This is a genomic window from Emticicia soli, assembly GCF_037860775.1.
Taxonomy (GTDB): Bacteria; Bacteroidota; Bacteroidia; order Cytophagales; family Spirosomataceae; genus Emticicia; species Emticicia soli.
Genome location: NZ_JBBEWC010000005.1, coordinates 448935 through 472110, shown reverse-complemented (window position 1 = coordinate 472110; position 23176 = coordinate 448935). Strand labels below are relative to the sequence as shown.

The 23176-nt window shown below is 39.4% G+C and carries 18 protein-coding genes; 7 read left to right on the top strand and 11 right to left on the bottom strand.

Annotation, left to right across the window (positions count from 1 at the left end):
- Window positions 1-30 precede the first annotated feature (30 nt).
- The 4 genes from WAE64_RS09995 to WAE64_RS09980 all read left to right on the top strand — a co-directional run bounded on the left by WAE64_RS09995 (window position 31) and on the right by WAE64_RS09980 (window position 6288).
- On the top strand, window positions 31-3102 hold the full coding sequence (locus WAE64_RS09995) for an amidohydrolase family protein (RefSeq protein ID WP_340236223.1): 3072 nt from the start codon (window positions 31-33) through the stop codon (window positions 3100-3102).
- Between the two features lie 40 nt (window positions 3103-3142).
- Entirely contained in the window at window positions 3143-4447 is a 1305-nt protein-coding gene (locus WAE64_RS09990) for an amidohydrolase family protein (protein ID WP_340236222.1), read from the top strand.
- Window positions 4448-4562: 115 nt separating this feature from the next.
- Window positions 4563-4925, top strand: a complete 363-nt coding sequence (locus tag WAE64_RS09985; RefSeq protein ID WP_340236221.1) for a glyoxalase superfamily protein — start codon at window positions 4563-4565, stop codon at window positions 4923-4925.
- Window positions 4926-4977: 52 nt separating this feature from the next.
- Window positions 4978-6288, top strand: a complete 1311-nt coding sequence (locus WAE64_RS09980) for a hypothetical protein (protein WP_340236220.1) — start codon at window positions 4978-4980, stop codon at window positions 6286-6288.
- A 108-nt stretch (window positions 6289-6396) separates the two neighbouring features.
- Here the strand turns inward: WAE64_RS09980 and WAE64_RS09975 are convergent, their stop codons facing one another.
- Window positions 6397-6723, bottom strand: coding sequence for a DMT family protein (locus WAE64_RS09975; RefSeq protein WP_340236219.1), 327 nt, complete (start codon window positions 6721-6723; stop codon window positions 6397-6399).
- 140 nt (window positions 6724-6863) lie between these two features.
- Between WAE64_RS09975 and WAE64_RS09970 the strand changes: the two genes are divergently transcribed.
- The 3 genes from WAE64_RS09970 (at window position 6864) to WAE64_RS09960 (ending at window position 10121) form a co-directional block, all read left to right on the top strand.
- Window positions 6864-8120, top strand: coding sequence for an NAD(P)-binding domain-containing protein (locus WAE64_RS09970; protein ID WP_340236218.1), 1257 nt, complete (start codon window positions 6864-6866; stop codon window positions 8118-8120).
- Window positions 8121-8230: 110 nt separating this feature from the next.
- Entirely contained in the window at window positions 8231-8794 is a 564-nt protein-coding gene (locus WAE64_RS09965) for a WcaF family extracellular polysaccharide biosynthesis acetyltransferase (RefSeq protein ID WP_340236217.1), read from the top strand.
- 106 nt (window positions 8795-8900) lie between these two features.
- Complete coding sequence (locus WAE64_RS09960) at window positions 8901-10121, top strand: glycosyltransferase family 4 protein (RefSeq protein WP_340236216.1); 1221 nt, start codon at window positions 8901-8903, stop codon at window positions 10119-10121.
- A gap of 80 nt (window positions 10122-10201) precedes the next feature.
- Here the strand turns inward: WAE64_RS09960 and guaA are convergent, their stop codons facing one another.
- The 10 genes from guaA to WAE64_RS09910 form a co-directional block, all read right to left on the bottom strand.
- Window positions 10202-11731 carry a glutamine-hydrolyzing GMP synthase gene (gene guaA, locus WAE64_RS09955; protein WP_340236215.1) on the bottom strand — a complete coding sequence of 510 codons (1530 nt, stop codon included), beginning with the start codon at window positions 11729-11731 and terminating at the stop codon, window positions 10202-10204.
- Window positions 11732-11869: 138 nt separating this feature from the next.
- Window positions 11870-13459, bottom strand: coding sequence for a M1 family metallopeptidase (locus WAE64_RS09950; RefSeq protein ID WP_340236214.1), 1590 nt, complete (start codon window positions 13457-13459; stop codon window positions 11870-11872).
- A gap of 130 nt (window positions 13460-13589) precedes the next feature.
- Window positions 13590-14492: an aldo/keto reductase gene (locus tag WAE64_RS09945; protein ID WP_340236213.1), complete on the bottom strand. Its 903-nt coding sequence runs from the start codon at window positions 14490-14492 to the stop codon at window positions 13590-13592.
- Between the two features lie 163 nt (window positions 14493-14655).
- On the bottom strand, window positions 14656-15237 hold the full coding sequence (locus WAE64_RS09940) for an RBBP9/YdeN family alpha/beta hydrolase (RefSeq protein ID WP_340236212.1): 582 nt from the start codon (window positions 15235-15237) through the stop codon (window positions 14656-14658).
- 14 nt (window positions 15238-15251) lie between these two features.
- Window positions 15252-15893, bottom strand: a complete 642-nt coding sequence (locus tag WAE64_RS09935; RefSeq protein WP_340236211.1) for a redoxin domain-containing protein — start codon at window positions 15891-15893, stop codon at window positions 15252-15254.
- Between the two features lie 201 nt (window positions 15894-16094).
- Window positions 16095-17336, bottom strand: coding sequence for a peroxiredoxin family protein (locus WAE64_RS09930; protein WP_340236210.1), 1242 nt, complete (start codon window positions 17334-17336; stop codon window positions 16095-16097).
- 393 nt (window positions 17337-17729) lie between these two features.
- Window positions 17730-18989, bottom strand: a complete 1260-nt coding sequence (locus WAE64_RS09925) for a YeiH family protein (RefSeq protein WP_340236209.1) — start codon at window positions 18987-18989, stop codon at window positions 17730-17732.
- A gap of 60 nt (window positions 18990-19049) precedes the next feature.
- Window positions 19050-20471, bottom strand: coding sequence for a phytoene desaturase family protein (locus WAE64_RS09920; protein WP_340236208.1), 1422 nt, complete (start codon window positions 20469-20471; stop codon window positions 19050-19052).
- A gap of 320 nt (window positions 20472-20791) precedes the next feature.
- A complete protein-coding gene (locus WAE64_RS09915) occupies window positions 20792-21226 on the bottom strand; it encodes an RrF2 family transcriptional regulator (RefSeq protein ID WP_340236207.1) in 435 nt (144 codons plus the stop codon).
- Window positions 21227-21822: 596 nt separating this feature from the next.
- A complete protein-coding gene (locus WAE64_RS09910; RefSeq protein WP_340236206.1) occupies window positions 21823-23109 on the bottom strand; it encodes an O-acetylhomoserine aminocarboxypropyltransferase/cysteine synthase family protein in 1287 nt (428 codons plus the stop codon).
- Window positions 23110-23176: the final 67 nt, after the last annotated feature.

Genomic DNA, 23176 nt, shown 5'->3' with positions numbered 1-23176 from the left:
AATCATTAACCAAACATCACAAACCTCTCCATGAAAAAAATTCTTCTCAGTTTTTTCATTTTATTCATCAGCATACAAGCATTTTCACAGGTTACTTTCCCTCGAAATGGTTCGTACGATGAGCGTCCGGCTCAATATGCGTTCAAGAATGCAACTATCGTAGTTGATGCCCAGACGGTGCTTGATAACGCCATGATTTACATTAAAAATGGCATTATTGAATCGGTTGGCAAAGATTTAAAAATTCCGGCCGGAACAGTAACTTATGACCTTAAAGGTAAAAGAATCTACCCGGGCCTTATCGACATTTATTCAGACTATGGCATGCCAGAAATCGTTCGTCCACAAGGTGGCCGTGGTTTCGGTGGCCCTGCGCAGTTTGAAAGCAACAAAAAAGGTGCTTACGACTGGAACCAAGCAGTAAAACCAGAAATAGCAGCAGGAAAAGAGTTTAAAGCAAATGCACAGAAAGCAGCCGAACTACGAAAAATCGGTTTCAGTGCAGCTTCGGTTCATATTGCTGATGGTATCGTGAGAGGTTCTGGAGCATTGGTTACACTAGGCGAAGGCAAAGAGCATGAGCTTTTGTTGAAAGAAAAAGCATCGGCGCATTATTCATTAAACAAAGGTACTTCTACGCAATCGTATCCGGTTTCAATGATGGGTTCGGTGGCATTGCTTCGCCAGACTTATTATGATGCAGAGTGGTACAAAAAAGGTGGTAACAAAGAAGAAAGAAACCTTTCGTTAGAAGCGTTTAACGAGATTCAGGATTTACCGCAAATCTACGATGCGAACGATAAATTGGGTATTTTAAGAGGTGATAAAATTGGTAAAGAATTTAAAGTTCAGTACATCTTTAAAGGCATTGGCGACGAATACCAACGTATCGACGAAATAAAGGCTACTGGTAGCTCTTTGATTTTACCTTTAAATTTCCCGACTGCCTATGATGTTGAAGACCCATTTGATGCAGCACAGGTTTCGTTAACAGAAATGAAACACTGGGAAATGGCTCCATTCAACGCTAGCTACGTAGCAAAAGCAGGTATCAACTTTGCTTTAACTACTAACTCACTAAGAAACAAAGCTGATTTCTGGACAAACCTTAGAAAAGCGATTGAAAGCGGTTTATCTGAAAGCAAAGCACTTGAAGCCTTAACTTCTACGCCTGCCAAATTATTGAAAGTCGATAATATGCTAGGAAGCCTTAAAAAAGGCATGATTGCCAACTTCATTATCACTTCTGATAACCTTTTCAGCAAAGACAACGTAATTTACGAAAACTGGATTCAAGGTAAGAGATACATCATCAGCGACATGAACGTAACTGATATAAGAGGTGTATATGATTTATCAGTTGGCAACAAAACAGGCTTAAAACTGAATATTTCTGGCAAAGTAGACAAACCAGAATACCAGATAATTGCAAACGATACTATTAAAACAACACCTAAAGTTACTCGTCTGTCAGACCTTTTCACTATCAGCACCAAATTAGATAGAAAAGATGCCGGCGATACTCGTTTGAGCGGTTATTATGATGGCAAAAACATAAAAGGTGATGGTGTGTTGCCAGATGGCAAACAAGTAAAATGGTCGGCTATTTATAAAGAAGCGGCTAAAGATGTAGCCAAAAAAGATACAGCAAAAGCTAAAACTCCGGTAGCGGGTACTATTTTGTTTCCGTTTACGGCTTATGGTAGCGAAACAAAACCTCAACAAGAAACAATGTTGATTAAAAACGCTACTGTTTGGACCAACGAAAGCGAAGGTATTGTTCAAAATACCGACGTATTGTTACAAAATGGTAAAATTGCAAAAGTAGGCAAAAACCTTTCAGCTCCGGCAGGTGCTAAAACTATCGACGGAACGGGCAAACACCTTACAAACGGTATTTTTGATGAGCACTCGCACATTGCCTTGTTCTCAATCAACGAAATCCAAAGTGTATCGGCAGAAGTTCGTCAGGAAGACGTAGTAAACTCAGAAGACATCAATATTTACCGTCAGTTGGCAGGTGGTGTTACTTCATCGCAACTATTACACGGTTCGGCTGACTGTATCGGTGGACAATCGGCATTGATTAAATTAAAATGGGGTGAGAATCCGAACAATTTATTGATTAAAGGTGCTGATGGTTTCATTAAATTTGCCCTTGGCGAAAACGTAAAACAAGGTAACAGCTCATCGGCTACAAGTCGTTTCCCTGCTACTCGTATGGGTGTTGAGCAAATCTACATGGATGCGTTCCAGAGAGCAACAGAATACGAAAAAGCATGGAAAGCATACAATGCATTAGGAAACAAAAACGGTGTAACGCCTCCTAAAAAAGACCTTGAACTTGATGCATTGGTTGAAATCATCAACAAAAAACGTTTCATCACTTGTCACTCTTACGTACAGTCTGAAATCAACATGATGATGAAAGTTGCTGAAACTTTCAACTTCAACATCAATACTTTCACGCATATATTGGAAGGTTACAAACTAGCCGACAAAATGAAAAACCACGGTGTAGCTGCTTCTACTTTTGCTGACTGGTGGGCATACAAAATGGAGGTTAAAGAGGCGATTCCTTACAACGCTGCTATCTTAACCAAAATGGGTGTAAATACAGCCATCAACTCTGATGATGCTGAAATGGCTCGTCGTTTGAATCAGGAAGCTGCTAAAACTGTATTATACGGTGGTGTGTCGGAAGAAGATGCATGGAAAATGGTAACCCTTAACCCAGCCAAAATGCTTCACCTTGACAACCGTTTAGGAAGTATCAAAGCAGGTAAAGATGCCGACGTAGTACTTTGGAACAACAACCCACTTTCAATTTATGCTCGCCCTGAAAAAACTATTATTGACGGAACAGTTTATTTTGATGTTGAGAAAGACGACCAGATGCGTCAACAAGTAGCCAAAGAACGTAATAGATTAATGTTAAAAATGTTGGCTGAAAAATCAGGTGGCGCACCAACGCAAAGACCTGCACCACGCCGTAACCTACAAATTCACTGCGATACTATCATGGAAATGGGTGTAACAGAGAACCGTGGCGAGTCAAGTGAAGAAATGACAGAATTTAACCATTCTCACGAAAAACACTAAGCATTAATCACAAGCAATTAATTCAAAATAAAGATTTCAGATGAAAAAATATATAACAGTTCTTGGTTTAGCACTACTAACTTTGGGTTTAAAGGCTCAGAATCAGGCGCCTGCACAACCACAAACTAAACCAATTGCACTAGTGGGAGGCACTATTCACGTAGGCGATGGCAAGATTATTCAGAATGGCACAGTAGTATTCGACAAAGGCCTTATTACCGCCATTGGCGATGCTTCGGTTAATTTTGATAAAGGTGCAACAGAGGTTATCAATGTAGCAGGCAAATCGGTGTATCCGAGTATCATTGCGCCGTCTGCATTGGCAGGGCTTGTTGAGATTGCTTCTGTAAGAGCAACTTTAGATAACCGGGAAACAGGTGAGTTCAACCCGCACGTAAGAGCACTTATTGCGCACAATACTGACTCAGAGGTAATTCCGACGATTAGAGGAAATGGTATCTTAATAGGCCAAAGCACACCTGAAGGTGGTATTATTTCGGGTACTTCAGCTATTATGGAGTATGATGGTTGGAACTGGGAAGATGCCGCTTTGAAAAAAGATGATGGTATCTGGTTGAACTACCCGGCATTGGTAAGCCGTCAGTTCAGCTTTGAAGAAATGAAGTTTGCTATCAAGAAAAACGAAAAATACGTTGAGCAAAAAAATGAGTTGGAGCAAATTTTCTCTGAAGCCCTGGCTTATTCAGAAATCAGCAATCCAAATCCTAAAAATGCTCGTCTTGATGCATTGAAAGGCTTATATGATGGCTCAAAACAATTGTTTATTCGTGTAAATTACGGTAAAGAAATTGTTGAAGCTGTGAAACTTGCACAGAAATACAAAATCCAGAAAATAGTAGTTGTAGGTGGTGAAGAAGCAGAATTAGCTATCGATTTCTTGAAAGAAAACAATATTCCGGTAATTGTAAATGGTACGCACCGCCTACCAAACACTGCCGACGAAGATGTTTGGAACCCTTACAAATTGCCTGGTATACTGAGCAAAGCAGGTTTAACGGTAGGTATGTATTATACCGAAGAATTCTGGCGTACTCGTAACCTACCATTCGTAGCCGGAACAGCCGCTGCCTTTGGTATGGCACAAGAAGATGCCTTGAAAATGATTACGCTAAACAATGCCAAAATCTTGGGTATCGACAAACAAGTAGGTTCACTAGAAGTTGGTAAACACGCTACTATTGTGGTATCAGCAGGTGATATTTTGGATATGCGTACAAGCAAAGTTGAGCAGGCGTTTATCAGAGGTAAGAAAATCAACCTTGATGATAAACAAAAAAGACTTTACAACAAATATGTTGGTAAATATGGCTTAACTGAGAAGTAAGTCTTGGAAATATTCATTGAAAAAGGATTGCAGAGAAATTTGCAATCCTTTTTCGTTTTTAAGCCATAGATAACTCAGAAAATAGTAATTTTGGTAAATCACAACATTTAACAAAATGAACACGATAACACCTGTTTTCCGAATTTTTGATATTGACAAAGCAAAAGAATTTTACATCGACTGGCTTGGTTTTAAGGTCGATTGGGAGCATCGTTTCGGCGACAACTTCCCACTTTATATGTCAATCTCAAAAGGCGACATTGTGATGCACCTTTCAGAACACTATGGCGATGCCACACCCGGTTCTAAAATCATGATTAACTACACAGGGCTGAAAGAATACTGTGCAAGCCTGCAAGCTAAAGATTACCGTTATTTCAAACCCGGAGTAAAAGATTCACATTGGGATTCTTACATCATGGAATTAACCGACCCGTTTGGTAATCGTTTGATGTTTAATGAACCAAAGACAAATTAGTTTTGCCTTTGCAGCCTATTATTAAAAAGATAAACTACTACCTATTTAACCTATGAAAAAACAAGTTTTAACAGCCACAATTATTATTGCAACACTTGCATTTTTGCTGAATGCCTGCTCTAATAGAAACAATGAAGAAACCTTCAGCCCGAAATTCAAACTGATTCCTTCCGAAAAAATTACTTTCAACTCCTTTGTTGATTGCAATATGGCTGAGGTTTGGGTGGGTGATACTTTCAGAATTTTTCCGGGCAAATATGGAGAAGACCCACTTTGGGGATATGCCAGAGACCTGAAATATGCCGATGGCAAAAATGCCGAAGAAGTATTTAAGAGCCCTAAAGAAAATTTCCATTCGCCAAATATGCCTGCTAATGCACCGGTTGGCCAAGCGGGTTTGCACGGGGCAGTTTGGTTCGAAACCGTTTATCAGTCGTCTAAAGATGCCACCGGTAAAACTTTGTATGCTGTGTATCATAATGAGAATTATCCTCAGACTTTACCCTTCGATGCAAAGACTGGCGAAGGTTATAAAAACGAAAAGTGGCCTCAAGGTTTAACAGGAGAAACCAGCCCTGCGGCAGTTTGCAGAATCGGCATCATGAAGTCGGTTGACGGTGGTAAAAGCTGGGAAAATAAAGGAATATTTATTGAAGATTTGAATGCACGCATGATTTTAAAACCACATAATACCTCCAACACTTTTGCAGGCGGTGTAGGCGACCCTTCGGCCGTAGTAAGCGGGAACTACCTATATTTGTTCTATGGCGAATATGGTTATCCGGGTGAGTATAAAGCAAACACCTACAATCCAAAAACAGAATGGGCAGGCCAATGCATAAGTATAGCTCGTATTGCGCTGTCAGATTTAGACAATCCGGTCGGAAAAGCCAGAAGATGGGACGGCAAAGGATTTAATGCCACACATAATGGCATTGGCACGCCTGTTAGGTCGTTACAGATACCTATGGAGCAAGGTGGCGGCCCTGCTTCAGCACCAACTAATGGGTTTCATTGGGGGCCTTCGGTTAGCTGGAATACTTATCTTAATTGCTGGGTAATGATGATGGCAAAATCAGAAGGAAAATCATGGAAAGGCGATAAAGTTTACATTTCGTTCAACAAAAATGCTGACCTTACCGAGGGCAATAACTCACAGGATTGGACAAGCCCTCAACTCGTATTCGAAAAACCAGGGTATATTCTATGGTATCCGTCATTACAACCACTCAACACGCAAGAAGATATTGAGGCCAAAAATACTTGCCTGAAATTAGGTAAAAAAGCAAGATTTTTCGTGAAGCGTATCAAACCTGGTGATGATTCATACGCTTCCGAACATATCATTGAATTTGATAAATAACAGTTTTTTTCTGTTGAGCTAAACTATGTATAAGTCCCAGGTTTTTACATTAACCAACCGCAAAACTTAGTAAGCAACACGGGTCAACTCTTTAGTTAAAACCTTATTTTATTTTTTGAAAACCACCCAAACTGCCAGAAATATCAGCCCAAAACCTACAAGATAATTCCACTTTAAAGGCTCTTTTAAGTACAGTACGGCAAAAATCACAAAGACAACAAGCGTGATAGCCTCCTGAATAGTTTTGAGCTGAAAAGCATTAAATTGTCCATAACCGATACGATTGGCCGGAACCATAAAAACGTATTCAAAGAAGGCAATTCCCCAGCTGATTAACACAGCCTTCCAAATAGGCAGGTCTGGTCTTTTTAAGTGCCCATACCAGGCGAAGGTCATAAAGGTATTAGAAACGATAAGTAATAGGATTGTACGCATTTCGAAAATTTAGTTCGTATTGATTTATATTTATTGTTAATTTGTAGTTTGATTTATGCATCACCGAAAGCGCTGCAGATTAAAATAAAATCGCGCAAAATTATAGCATATTTCTAAATCGCCTAATTAAAATAGATAAAATGAAGATAGGGATTATTGGATTGGGAGACATGGGTAAGATGTTTGCCCGGATATGGGCAAAATCAGGGTTTGAAGTGTACGGTTGTGACCTCCCAAAGAATTTTGACAGTTTACAGGAAGAACTTGGAGCCTTTGGCGTACAAATCTTAAAAGATGGTGTTGCAGTTTCAAGATTATGTGATTTTATACTGTACTCGGTAGAAGCCGAAAATATTGATAAAGTAGTGGCCCAATGTGGCGGCGCAACAAAATATGGTGCTATTGTAGCCGGGCAAACCTCTGTAAAAGCACCGGAAATAGCTGCATTTGAAGAGCATTTACCCAAAGATGCGCAGATTGTTACCTGCCATGCCTTGTATGGCCCAAGCGTTAACCCTGAAAACCAGACATTGGTTGTTATTAATCATAGAGCGAGTAACTCGGCATTTAATGAGGCGCTTGATATTTTCAGTAGAATAGGCTCAATTATACATGAGTTGGGCGATTACCACGAGCATGATAAAATGATGGCCGACATACAAGCCATTACACACGTGGGTTTTGAGAGTATCGGTACGGCCTGTATGCACCGCAAAGTGTATCCGTGGGAGAATCCGCTACACCCCAATGGGCTCGATAATGTAAAGTTTCTGATGACCTTGCGTATCTATAGTTACAAGTTTCACGTTTATTCGGGATTGGCTTTATTGAACCCTTATGCCAAGAAAGATGTAAGAAAATATGCCAATTGCGAAATGGAATTGTTTGAAATGATGATAGAAGAAGACGAAAAGAAATTCCGTAAGCGCATTTATGCTGCACGAGACCACGTTTTTAAGGATAAAGATGATACGCTGATGCTCGATGATAAAATCATGAGTGAGTTCAGCCTTAGTCAGGATAAAGGTCATAAGCCTAACTCACACCTGAGTTTACTGGCAATGGTAGATACCTGGCATAAGTTAGGCACAAACCCATACCGTAATCTTGTGTGCCAAACGCCACCATTCAAGCTCAGAGTGGGTATGGCAGAGTATCTTTTTATGAATGAAGACTTACTGGAAGAATCTATTCAGTCGGCCTTGTTTGATAAAAGTATCAGAGGAGAAGACCTTGCTTTTCATACCGCTGTGCACGAGTGGGCCAACATTGTAGAAATGGGCGATAAAGAGAGTTACAAAAAGCACTTTGAAGCAACAAAAACATACCTTTCCGACCGTCTGGATGAAGGTCGACACAAAAGCGGCTTGTTGATTAATAAATTACGTAGTATCTAAAATTCAACCCGTTGGTGAAATACGTTTAATATATCATAATTTCACCCAACGAATCTATCAATCTATTATTTATTGAGTTTAAGTTACTTTTTCATCAAAAACACTTCTAAATGAATAAAACAGACTTATCAAAATTCAATAACGACTGGTATAAAGAATCAACGCTCACACGAGGTTTTTTGATAACATTTATATGGTTTATTACCAACCATATATTTATAAATTCGTATTTGCCAATACCAGGGCCAATAAAAAAAGCTATTTTAAAAGCCTTTGGGGCTAAAATTGGCAAGGGTCTTACTTTAAAACCAAAGGTAAACATAAAAGCACCCTGGAACTTAGTAGTAGGTAATAACGTTTGGATTGGTGAATGCGTTTGGATAGATAACATTGGTAAAGTCAGTATCGGCAATAACGTTTGCGTTTCGCAAGGGGCTTTGCTTTTATCAGGCAACCATGATTATAAAAAAGAAGCGTTTGACCTCATTATTAAAGACATAGTACTTGAAGATGGGGTGTGGGTAGGTGCTAAATCTATTATTTGTACAGGGGTTACCTGTTTTTCTCATGCGGTTCTGTCCGTTAATTCTGTTGCCACACACAATCTTGATGCTTATCAGATCTACCAAGGAAATCCTGCCAAAGCCGTACGTGAGAGGATTATCGCCATTTGATAAAAAAAATAGCAAAAAGAAGTTCACTTTTTTCTTTTAAGAAAAAAAAAAGTGTTTATTTTGTAAAATTAGATACCCCAAAAGTATTATCTAAAATCAAAATCTAATGTTTCCCACATTTGAATCACTAATACCAGATAAAAACATCCAGATCCTTATTTCAGCTATTATCGCATTATTTATAAGTCTGCGGTCAATACCTGTTATCATCAATATAAGTGGACTTCGTGGTTTAATGGATAACCCTGTTAAAAGAAGTTCGCACAGCACTCCTACTCCTACTTTTGGCGGAGTTGCCATTTTTGCTGGTATATTGATTGGCTACATGATATGGAATTTTGGTGATGAAGGTATTTTATTACATAAAGTTTTTGCCGGAATGACAATTTTGTTCTTTCTAGGAATCAAAGACGACTTATATGCGCTGTCTCCGACTAAAAAAATAGGTATTCAGGTTATAGCCTCGGCCATTGTTGTGGTTGGTTGTGACTTACGTATTTCTGACCTTTTTGGCATATTTGGTATAGGCGAAATTCCTTATTTACTTAGTATTGGGCTTACAATTTTTATATTTGTAGCCATGATTAACGCTTTTAATCTTATCGATGGTATCGATGGCCTTGCAGGTGGTATAGGCATGATTGCCAGCGGTGGTTTTGGTCTTTGGTTTTTGGTTAATCACCATTATTCGCTAGCTTGTCTTGCACTTTGTTTATCAGGTGCTTTGTTAGGCTTTTTAAGATTCAATTTCTCGCAGAATAATAAGATATTCATGGGTGATACAGGCTCGTTGATTATCGGCTATATTATTACAGTATTGGCTGTAAAGTTCATCCATTTTAATGTATTACACGCTTGGGATCCAAGCAGTTCGTTTGTGAGTGCGCCAATCATTGCCATTGTTATATTGGTTGTGCCAATTTTCGATACTATCCGTGTATTTTCGGTACGTATTTTAAGAGGCAAGTCGCCATTCAAGGCAGACCGCATGCACATGCATCATTTGCTGATAGATAATAAACTATCTCATATGCAGGCGTCATTTACACTCTATGCTGTTACAATTTTGCTGACAGTTATGACTTATTCAGCCAGGTTATATTTCAGCAATACAGAGCTTTGTTTCTTTATACTTTTCCTCTTGGTGTGTTATTTCCTAGTAGCAAACTGGCTGGAAGTGAGACGATTTCAGGCTAGAAAAGCCAAAGAAGAATTAGTTGCAGTTGCAAGCACTGAAGCTACAGCAACCAAAGCCGTAGACAACAAAACAAGCGATAAATTAGCAAATGCTGATAAACTTCAATTAAGAGAAATCAGTGCCAATTAATAGAGATATTCTTTGAATGTTATATACTAAAAAAGCTCTTTCGGTTGAAAGAGCTTTTTTATTTATGCTTGATTTGAGAATTATTCCCATTCGATAGTTGCAGGTGGTTTTGAGCTAATATCGTATACCACTCTGTTTACACCTTTCACTCTGTTTATGATTTCGTTCGACACATCGGCAAGGAACTCATAAGGCAAGTGCGCCCAGTCGGCTGTCATACCATCTACACTTGTTACGGCACGTAGCGCAACTACTTTTTCGTAAGTACGCTCATCGCCCATTACACCTACACTTTGTACCGGTAACAACATAGCTCCTGCTTGCCACACTTTATCGTAAAGACCACTGTCTTTTAGTGCATTGATAAAAATAGCATCAACCTCTTGTAAAATCTTTACTTTATCAACTGTAATATCGCCAAGAATACGGATTGCCAAACCAGGTCCGGGGAATGGGTGACGACCAAGGATATTATCAGGGATATTTAATGATTTACCTACTTCACGCACGCCATCTTTAAATAACAATCTTAGCGGCTCAACCACTTTCAGCTTCATGAAGTCAGGCAAGCCACCTACATTGTGGTGAGACTTGATTGTAACCGAAGGCCCTTTTACAGATACCGACTCAATTACATCGGGGTAAATAGTGCCTTGCCCCAACCATGCTGCACCCTCTACTTTGTGAGACTCGGCATCAAAAACATCAATGAATGTTTTGCCGATAGCCTTACGTTTAGCTTCAGGGTCAGTTAAGCCTTCAAGTGCAGTATAGAATTGTTCTCTGGCATCAACACCGATTACGTTCAGTCCTAAGCCTTTGTATGATTCAAGTACTTCTTCAAATTCATTTTTACGCAAAAGACCATTATCTACAAATATGCAATAAAGGTTTTTGCCTATGGCGTGGTGTATTAAAGTAGCAGCTACCGATGAATCAACGCCACCCGATAAGCCCATGATGACTTTATCATCGCCTAGTTTTTCTTTCAACTCTTTGATTGACTCTTCTGCAAACGAGGTCGGTGTCCAACTCTGAGAACATTCGCAAATATCAACAACAAAGTTTTTGATGATTGTTTTACCTTGTAGTGTATGTGTAACCTCTGGGTGGAACTGGATACCATAGCGAGGTTGGTCATGCAATTTAAAAGCAGCTACTTTTACGGTTTCAGTAGAAGCAATAATATCGGCACCGGTTGGCGGGCTGGCTATGGTATCACTGTGCGACATCCAAACCTGCGTATTATCGGCAACATCTTTGAATAAAGCATAGCGGTTATCTATCTTGTTCAAGATTGTACGGCCATATTCTCTGATAGACGAAGGCAACACTTCTCCGCCACCTGTCTGGGCCATCATCTGTGCACCGTAGCAAATACCAAGAACCGGGATTTCAGCCGGAAACGCTTGCCAATCAACGAATGGCGCATCTTCTTCACGTACTGAGCACGGGCTACCCGAAAGGATAATACCTTTTATTTCAGAAGTGATGGCTGGGACTTTATTGAAAGGGTGTATTTCGCAATACACGTTAAGTTCTCTAACTCTTCGGGCAATCAATTGTGTAAATTGTGAGCCGAAATCAAGAATAAGAATTTGTTCTGTCATGATAGGTTTCTAAAATGCAAAATTAGTAGATTTACATACGTCCTGCAACAAGAGTAGGTCTAAATATTATTATTTGACCTCCTAAAGTACCTTTTCGGTCAGAAAAACAATATTAAACCTACTCTAAGTGCAAAACTATTACTCATAAATCACTTTTTTGAGATAATATACTTTCGGATCGACCACCGGAGCCATTTTACTCTTCACTTTAATAGGTTGTGTACCAATTATTTTGCGTTCTATTTTGCCATCAAGCTCAATATCGATCGGTAAAGGCTCCGTATAATTGAGCGCAGCAATCTGGTATTCTTCGTCGCCAGTTTGCTTTACATCTACCTCCAGCTTCTGGGTTGAGCGCAAATAAAAATCAAATAAGGGTTTTAGATTCTGCTTTGATTCACGGCTGAAAAAAGCCTCTACATTTTTGGTATTAACCAAGTTATCATAAGTGTATTCAGGGCTGGTAGCGAATTTCTTCAATGCCGGAAAGAAAATATCATCGCCAATAATATAGCGCATCGTGTGCATAAAAAATGCACCTTTACCATAAATATCGGCATGATACACTGTATCAGCATCCATGTGTTCGCCTAAAACTACGGGTAATTTATTTTGAGTAGCACGGGCTGTGCGTGCCATTCTTTTCAGGTACGCCTCTTCGCCTTCATGTTCACGGGTATATAGCGCATCGCCAAAAGAACATATTCCTTCCTGAATCCACATATCGGCCCAATCAATGCCTGTTACCTTGTTACCCCACCATTCATGCCCAAATTCGTGGTGCATCAACCAATCGAAATCCTGCCCTCCTACTAGTGCGTACCTAAACTTATTACCATAGGCATTCATAGTCTGGTGCTCCATGCCAAGATGTGGCGTTTCACAAATAGCTATTTTTTCTTTTACCCACGGATACTCGCCAAAATATTTTTCTTGTGTTTTAATAATCCTTTCAAATATATCCAGATGTTTCTCAGCTAGGTTTGCATGTTCTTCCAACACATAAAATTGTATCGGCACAGTATTACCGTTGACAGTTGTATAATTTCTGGAAACCACTTTAAACTTACCTACATTGAAAAGGATGCTGTAATTATTGATAGTATAATTGGTTTTCCAATGAAAAGTGCTTTTGTCTTTTTTGGTTGTCTGGCTTTGTAATAAACCCGGCCCTGCTACCACTAATCCTTTCGGTACAGTTATAATCAAATCGGCACCTTCGTTTGGCTCATCGCTTGGATGGTCTTTACACGGAAAATACATTTTTGCGCCCTGACTCTGACAAGTAATAGCAATCCAAGGTGTACCTATTGTATCGGCCGCCCAAGTGAAACCACCTTTCCATGGCGGACGAGGGGCAATAATAGGCTTGCCACCATATTGAATTTTCACCTTTGCCTTTCCTGGTGCTAAAGGCGATGCTAGTGTAATACGGATTAACTCATTATCGAACTTAAACTTTTCTTCTTTGCCATTTACCCATACTTTATCAATCGTAAAAGTTTCTACCAGGTCAAAAAGCAACACATCGGTAGTTTTATCGGTTATCAGGTCTATTTCGGTATAACCGCTGATGCTCTGTGTGCTTGGTTTTACTTCTAATGCTACGGTATAATGGCGAATATCCATTAGTGCCTGCTCAGGCTTAAGTAAGCCTCCTGATTTGTTTTTTTGTGCATGAATTGCGAAACTTAGGAATAGGCAGCAGAGAATGAAAAGATGTTTCATGTTGAGCTTTTAATTGAAGTGCTTGAATACGTTTTGAACAAAGATAAAGAATATAAACAGAAAATCCATTACCCGACAAGAGCCGAATAATGGATTTGCAGATGTATTTTAATTAGCTTTTAGTGCTGGTTTATTCGTGCGAAATATCGGTGTTTTTTGGTCCACACACCACATTATAAATCTCGTACCAATCCTGATTGCTTAGTTTTACGCCTGTTGCACTAGCGGCATTTCGGATACGGCTCTCAGAGATTGAACCAATGATAGGTAAAGTACCTAATTTCATCAACCAGGCTACTGCTGTTTGTTCAATATTAGCATCGTATTTACTACCGATTTTCTCTAGTTTAGCTCTTAGGTTAACTGCTTTTATGTCTTCACCATTTAATATTCTACCACCTGCCAATGGTGCCCATGCTAACGGCTTACTGAAACTTTGCTTGATGAAATCAATGCGACCGTCTTCAATAGCACTTGTATTCATGAGGTTTAACTCAATATGGTTGGTTACAATCGGGATTGTAAGGTATGAAGCCAGCAATTGGTGCTGAAACACCGTAAAATTGGCTACCCCTATATGATTAACTTTACCTGAATTAACCACCTGTGCTAAAGCACTGGCTGTTTGCTCAGGGTCGGCTAGAAAATCGCTTTGATGCAACAAGAAAATATCAAGATAATCTGTTTTGAGTCTTTTCAGCGAGTTATCAACGCTTTTCAGAATGTGGTCTCTTGAAGTATCATAATATTCAAAAGTGCCATCGTCAGAATGTCTGATTCCGCATTTGCTGAATAACACTATATCTTCACGCTTGAAGGATTTGTTCTTGATAATTTTACCAAAATGCTCTTCAATCGTATTGTTGCCATATACATCGGCGTGGTCGAAGGTATTGATGCCTAATTCTAAGCAAAGATTGATTATCTTTTCAATTTGTGAAGTTGTGCTTTGCCCTTCATCATTCCATCTCCAGAAACCATAAATTGCTTCTGATACTTTCGGGCCCGAATCACTTAGGTAAACTCTTTTCATTAGGTTAGATTATTGTATCAGTCACAAAAATAGTCAAATTTTACAAAATTCCTCAAAATGTAAAAAATTGTGACAAAGCGATACCTTCTCCCTGCCATAAGCAAAGGAGCAATATTGTTTAGGTTAATTAATTTTCATGATAAAATCCCGACGAATCACCTTTTTAAGCGCATTGAAGCTGAAAGGGGTCGGTTAAAACATTAACAAACTGGTTCAGAATAATTTTTCCTTCTTTCCACTCGCCAAATCCTGAACTGGCATTGATATGCCCTTTTTCTCCAATATTTAAAAATGTACTGCCCCAACTATCAGCAAAGTATTCAGAGCGTTCAATAGAGGCATAAATATCGTTGGTGCTAGCCACTACCACAGTTTCAAACGGAAGCGGCGTATTAGGTATAGGGTTAAAACCCTCAACAAAATTCAATCTCTCCGAATATTCAGCATCGGCCGGAGCCACCAACAAAGCACCTTTCACCAATGGCGAAAAGTATTTTTGTGCCCAATGCGCCACAGTTAAGCAGCCAAGGCTATGCGCTACCAAAACAGTTGGTTGGTTTAGCTGTGCTACATATTCCTGCAATTTTTCAACCCAGGCAGCACATGCGGGCAAATCCCAGTTATCTTGTTCAACTCGGGTAAACAAATACGGGTGCTGTTTTTCCCAGATTGTCTGCCAGTGTCTTGGGCCAGAACTAGCCAAGCCCGGAATAGTAAGGAAATTGATGTTTGATGCGATTTTCATGAGCGTATAATTTCTTAAGCTGCGTAATTATAGTCTGAAATAAAGGGCACTCTATTAACAGCGGCAAACACCGCCCCTAATACTTTTGTGGCCGAAAATGTATGTAAGAAGTCCTCGTCGATGGTATGATATATTACATTACCATACTGATTGAGTACATAAGTAGCCGGAATCGGCACTTCTTCTGAAATCCCCGATACTTTATCCCACACGGGTACATCTTTTGAAAACAAACCAAATCGTTCTGAAATTTCATTCGTAGGGTCTGCTATCACATTGAACGGAATCTCAAAGTATTGCACCATTTCTCTTACATCGGCATAAGAAGCGTGTACAATTACTAACAGATTACCACCAAGCGCCGCAATCTCAGCATACGCCTGATTTAATAGTTTCAGATGTTTTAAACCATAATTATTCCAACCGCCCGATAAAAAGCTAATCACCAATGGTCTATTATCAATGATAGATTTTATAGTGGCCGGAGTATAATTGAATCGATACGAAACATTTTGCCAGATACCCATATCTTTTTTGAAAGTAATATCGGGTACTTTTGAGCCAGTTGCTAATGGTAACAACTTAGCATTATTCTTTTTTACCGCAATCTCAGTATCCCACAGAGCCGGGTCATATTTTTGGCTATAGTTACTCATATCTATAAAATTATTATGGTTTTTATTGTTGTGAATTAGTTTGATGATGCAAATATAAACAAATAATCTATATAGTCTATTACTTTAGTAGATTAATTTCAAAAATAATTTCTTACAAAAAAAAGGTTAAAATTTAGATGATTTACTTATTAAAATGCAGGAAATGAGCAGGTGCCGTAAAAACACCTGCCCAATAATATATTATCTATCAGCTTGCTTAGGCTTAGCAACTGTGTACTCTGCGCCTAATACTTCGTCAATATCTTTGTTGAATTCTTTTACAAACTCTTCGTAGTATTTACCTGTAGCCGGGCCTGTATAGCCAGTATGAATTTTACTCACTTTTCCGTCTTTATCAACCAATATAGTGGTTGGGAACGATAATACTGCGCTTAGGGCAGGTAATGCTTTTGAGGCAACATCTTTATCGGCTATACCTGCAAAAAGTAAATCATATTCAATACCAAAGCGTTTTTTAAGTACTTCTAATCGTTCTTTGGCATATTTAGGGTCATCTTTACGTTCGAATGACAAGCCTATTATTTCAACGCCTCTTTTGCGATTGGCTTTGTACCAAGGCGCCAGAAAAGCCGCTTCATCAAGACAGTTGGGGCACCAGCTACCAAGAATTGTCACTAACACCGCTTTACCTTTGTACTTAGGGTCTTTTAAAGAAACAGGTTTTCCGGTAAAGGCATCAGGGAAGGTAAAATCAAAATCGGTTCCTTCTTTAATAGTGGTTAAAGTGTAGGCATCTGGCAGCTCGGCTTTATCGTTACGCACGCCTTTTATTGGCTGAGAGCCTCTGATATTAATTATTTCGGCGCTTAAATCGTCGCCTGTCACTTTGCCTTTAATCAACGATACACCTGAGCCACTAAAAGCTGACAAGTAAAAATTATTGCCTTGCACTGAGCCTTCATAATAGCGGTAGTCGCCTGTGGTGGTCAGGAATGTTCCAGTCAGTTTACTGCCGAATTGCTCAAATACCCCTACAATTTTATTTGTGCTCTCTCCTATCACAACATCCCAATTACCTTGAAGGCTGACACTTGCTGCGCCGGGGTTCTCAAAGAAACGATACTTTTTACCGTATTCTGCTGTAAATTCAATTCCCTTATCTGGTTTGGCCGTATTGAATTTCTTAAATACACCCGAAAGCGTATTTGGGTTAATAATTTTTGCTGCAATAACCGCATCATAAATATCAACGGGAATAAACAAGGAATCTTTGGTTTGAGTAATGCCTTTTAGCTCAAATCGCTCTGCGCCATTGAGTAAATAGGCTGTTTTACCTTGCAGTTCAAAATTGAAGGGAGCTTCTTGCTCATTGGCTAGTTTAAAAGTACCGCGCCAATTACCGTTTTTCGGGCTTTTTTGTGCTTGCGCTGTGAAAGTGGCTACCGATAAGCCTAATGCTACAAATGTGGTAAATAATCTCATAATTTTCCTTGGTTTTAGATGAAGCAAATATAAAAATATTTAATCTATAAGTTTAATAGATTTAGTATTTTATTGCATAACATTCTAAACAAAGAATTGAGTTCATTTTTAGGAATAAAAAAGCGACATGCTGAAAAACCTCTTTATAACACTTGTGAGGCCGTCTCAAAAGTTTTCTATACCAAATAATATTTGGGAAAGACCCCACCCTACGCGGGTCGCCCTAACCCTCCCCAACTGTGGGGAGGGGACAAAAAAGCCCCTCTCCCCATAGTTGGGGAGAGGGACGGTCGGCCGCTGCCGTTGGGGTGTGGGGTTGAAGCCTTTCCAAATAATATTTTGTATAGCTTTCTTTTGAGACGGCCACACACATATTTGAATTCAGTAAGCTACTTATCTAAACAAAAAATAAGCAACAAGCAATGTTACAAGTATATTGAAGCCCTGTGCAATAAGAAAGGCATACAAAGGCTTTTTGCTGTCTTTATTGAATATGTCAGCGAAATTTGTTTCTAAACCAATGCTTGTGAAAGCTAAAGCAAACCATAAACCCTGAAAATTTTTAAGACTTCCTTTTACCGAGCTTACTGTTTCAGGCGATAAAGCAAATGAGAACAATAATGAAGCTGCCACAAAACCCAAAACGAACTTAGGGAAACGCTCCCAGATTACGCCTAATGATGGCTTAGTATCTTTATCTTTTGCCAATGGGTTGTTGGTAACTGTCCAGTAGATAGAAATAGCAAAGGCAGCTACACCCAACAACAAGTTTTGTGAAAACTTAACGATTGTACTTACTTTAAGAGCTTCTTCGCCCACCAATGTTCCGGCAGCGGCTACGGCACCTGTAGTATCGATAGTTCCGCCAAGCCATGCTCCTGTTACCGCTTCTGAAAGCCCCATTGCTTTAGCGGCATAAGGCATAAATATCATCATCGGTATAGCCGTAATCAATACCAGCGATATTACATAAGATAATTTCTTAGAATCGCCTTTAATAGCGCCAGAGGTAGCAATAGCAGCCGAAACTCCACAAATAGAAACAGCACTCGAAAGCATAATTCCCATTTCTTCGTCGATACCCATTTTCTTAGAAAGCCAGAATGCGAAATACCAAACTGATACTACAACTACAAGCGCCTGAATGATACCCAAAGAACCAGATTTAAGAATATCAGAAAAAATAACGCTTGTGCCTAAGAGCACTAAACCTACTTTCACAAATAATTCGGTCGATAAGGCGGCTTTGAGCCATTCAGGTAATTTAACTGTATTGCCAATCACTAAACCAATAATAAGGCTAAAGATTACGGCTTCCAGATTCAAGTCTTTTGCAGCACTATTCCCAGTAATGATTAAAGCCAGAATAGTTAAAAAGTAGACTACTGGTAAACCCGTAAAAAAAGGTTTGACAGACTTACCCAATAAAAGTGCCCCAGCTACCGCCACAATAACCACAGCCACTAGTTGAATAAGAATTTTCTGTATGTTGGCACCTGAGAGTACTTTATCGAGCAACTCGCTGGTATTGTTCCAGCCAAAAGAAGGAACAGGTAATAAAACGCCTAAAACGGCTAGTAAAATGATGGAGAATCCTAAGACGACGACTGTCCAGTCTTCAGTTAATACAATTCTTTTCGTAGGGTTTGACATGTTTAGAGTGATATAGTGGTTTTGGCGCTCAATATAAATAAAATATTTTTTACGATTGTATTAAAATAAATCCTTTAAGGCCCGTTGTGCTGCATGATAACCCGCCATGCCATGCACACCTCCACCCGGTGGTGTAGACGACGAACAAATATACAAACCTTTGGTAGACGTTCGGTAAGGCGACCAGCGAAGAGCCGGGCGAGTAAACAGTTGTGTGATGTCTAAAGCGCCACCGTTTATATCTCCGCCAACATAATTTGGGTTATGTTCTTCCATCTGAGCTGTGTTCATTACGTGTCGGGCAAGTATGCGTTCTCTGAAACCGGGAGCAAATCGCTCAACCTGTTTTTCGATGGCTTCTGTCATATCTTTAGTTGAATGTGCCGGAACATGGCAATAGCCCCAGAGTGTTTGCTTTCCTTGCGGTGCACGGGTAGGGTCAAAAATACTTTGCTGTGCCAACAGAACCAAAGGTTTTTCAGCATGTTTGCCCTGCCATGTTTCCTTTTCGCCCAATGCTATTTCTTTATAAGAACCACCTGCATGAATAGTTCCGGCCTTGCGGCAGTCTTCAGCCGTAAAAGGAACAGGCTCAGCAAGTGCCCAGTCAACTTTAAAAACCCCCATGCCATACTTAAATCTTTCTAATTGCGATCGGTAAATAGAAGAAAAAGTATGGCCGGCTATTTGTAATAGCTGTCGGGGAGTTACATCAAATAATACAGCTGTTGATGAAGGTAATTGCTGTAATGATTTTACATAAAAATTGGTTTCAATTTTTCCGCCTAATGATTGAAAATAAGAAGCCAATGCATTGGCAATACTCTGTGAGCCACCTTTGGGTATAGGCCAGTTGTACGCGTGCCCTGCTGCCATTAATACCAAGCCAATAGCTGAGGTGGTAAGCCTACTGAGAGGCAAAATAGAGTGCCCTGTCATACCTGCCCAAAGTCCTTTGGCTGTTTCGGTAGAAAAAAGTTTGGCTAACAAAGTAGCCGGTAAAATTGCTTTAAGCCCAAAACCTGTATAAGCCAATAAATTTTCAGGAATACGCAAAGGAGCTAATATATCGTTGGTTAGTGCCGGAAATTTCTCTGTTAAAGATGTTATCAGGTTCAGATACATTTTTTTATCTTCACCAAATCGCTCGGCGGTTTCTTCCAGTGACCGTAGCAATACAGCCGCAGTTCCATCGTCGAACGGATGAGCGGCTGCTATGGGTGGCTCTATAAATTCAAGTCCGTGCTTGTTTAAGGGCAAAGTTCTGAAAAACGGAGAAGCTACTGCCAGAGGATGAATGGCTGAACAAATGTCATGTATAAAACCAGGCAGTGTCAATTCTGCCGAACGCAAGCCCCCACCTACTGTGCTTTTTGCTTCAACTACTAAAACAGATAAACCTGCTTGCTGTAAAACTATTGCCGCAGCTAAACCATTTGGGCCTGAGCCCACAATTATTGCATCAAAATCTTTTTTCGCCATTCGTATATGCTTTGCCAGGTCATTTGTGCTTTAATCCTATTTATGTGAAAAGTGATGAAAGCTTATTCAGAGGTGCCTGTGAGTCTTGATCTTTACCTGATGAACCACTTGCTAAAAATGTAATACAAGTATCCGTTAAAAGTAACTTATGGTTGTGAAACTATAAATCAGGCTTTTCTAAAAAACTACAAAATCGTAGTTTATGTTTGGTAAAAATCAAAACAACTGTTTGAAAAATGCCCTGATTGCACTATTGAAATATGATACCCTAAGCATAGCAAACTCTTCTGAGAAAACAATTGGCTAAGCAAAACAATGAATTAGACCAGCTCTAATTCTTTTTTATTCACAAAATCGAGCAGGGTGGTATTTTCATATACTTTCAGATTTGCATCACGTACTTTCAGCATAATCGGGCGTATCGGGCAGGTTTCTTCGTCGCCACAATCATCACATTTATCATAATAATAAATAGATACGCACAGGGTTGGTGCAATAGGGCCATCAGTAATACGTAAGATACGGGCAAGCGTAATTTTATGAGGTTCTAGACTTAAAGAATACCCTCCGTTTTTGCCTTTATGGCTGCTTAGAAGACCGTTATTACGCAGCTCAAGCAGAATAGTTTCCAGAAACTTTCTGGGTATATTCTCTTCGCTTGCAATATCGGTTACGGTCAGTGAATCTTTTTCACCATACTTTTCAGCCAAAACCTTTAAGGCTTTCAATGCATATTTAGCTTTTTTAGAAATCATGGTGTGTACTTTTGTGTGTAATTGTTGAAAAAGTTTTTAGTTTAGTTTATTGAAGGTAATGCAAATATAAAAATTAAATCTATAAAATCTATCAATTTACTAGATTAATTAATAAAATTTTAAAATCTGTTTTAATTGTTTACTTTCTGTAGTATCTATTAACCTGTTTATTAGGATTCAAGAAATAAGCGTTCTGTAATTCTTTACAAGATAATTTCTCAGGGTGCGCAAAGTAGAGACAGGGCAATGCGGGGACGCCTAGTCCCTGTCTCTACAAAACGAGGCATTCCAAAGAACGTTTATATTGTGAATCCCAATAAACAGGTTCAAAAAAAAATCTGACTTGGCTAATGATAAGCCAAGCCAGATTGCCTCATTAGTTTATTAAAACAACGAAGCTATCAGAGTACAAAAAACCACGTTGTGCACTTTACAAACTTGTAGAAGTTTAGGGTCCTCAACGCATATCTTTAATGATGCCCATAGTTCGTTTCACCTGCGGTGATTGCTACTAGCAACTTATTTTGCTTTATAGAGATAAGTTTTAAAATTCAACTCGCAGCTAAACATAGCTACGAGTTAAATCCTTTAGTTACTTACAAACCAGCCAAAGCTTGTTCAATATCAGCCTTGATGTCGTCGATATGCTCAATACCTACCGAAAGACGTAACTGCGTTGGTTCAACGCCTGCAGTTGCTTGCTCAGCATCTGACAACTGAGAGTGCGTAGTTGAAGCCGGGTGGATAATCAAAGTTTTTGAATCACCCACGTTGGCCAAATGGCTTATCAGTTTCAGGCTATCAACAAATTTAGATGCCTTTGCTTTATCACCTTTTAGTTTAAAAGACAACACACCACCAAACCCACGATTAAGGTATTTTTTCGCTAATGCGTGGTATTGGTTTTCTGGTAAACCAAGATAGTTAACACTTTCAACTTGCTCGTGCGCTTGTAACCATTGTGCTAGTTTCAAGGCATTCTCGTTTATTCTTTCAACTCTTAAGCTAAGGGTTTCTAAACCTTGTAATAATAAGAATGAGTTGAATGGACTTTGTGCCGGGCCCCAGTCTCTCAAACCTTCAACTCTGGCTCTGATAATAAACTGGATGTTGCCGAATGGGCCACCAATACCAAAAACATCGTTCAACACTAAGCCATGATAGCTCGGCGAAGGCTCTGTAAACTGAGGGAATTTACCATTGCCCCAATTGAAATTTCCTGCATCTACAATTACACCTCCCATAGTAGTACCGTGCCCACCAATCCATTTTGTAGCCGATTCTACCACAATGTTTGCACCGTGTTTGATTGGCTGAGCAATAGCTCCACCGGCACCAAAGGTGTTGTCAACCACTAATGGAATATCATATTTTTGAGCTAATTTGGCAAAAGCCTCAAAATCTGGCACACTAAAGCCCGGGTTACCGATAGTTTCAAGATAGATAAGCTTAGTTTTTTCATCTATCAGTTTTTCGAAGCTCGACACATCGTCTCCATTAGCAAAGCGTGCTTCAACACCAATATTTTTAAAAGAGTTTTTAAACTGATTGTACGTACCACCATATAAAAATGAAGAGGTAATGAAGTTATCGCCAACGGTTGTGATATTATTGATAGCAATAAATTGTGCTGCATGGCCTGACCCCACAGCTAATGCGGCTACCCCACCCTCTAGCGCAGCAATGCGTTTCTCAAAAACATCACTCGTTGGGTTCATGATACGAGTATATATATTGCCAAACTCTTTTAAGGCAAACAGGTTGGCTCCGTGCTCTGCATTATTAAATGTATAAGAAGTTGTTTGATAAATAGGTACTGCTCTGGAATTGGTAACTGGGTCTACTACCTGGCCTGCATGTAATTGAAGGGTTTCGAATTGCATAATTTTAAAATGGTTTTGTGAATATTTAATTGAAAACCTAAATTTAAGTATAAATCAATCGTTTAAC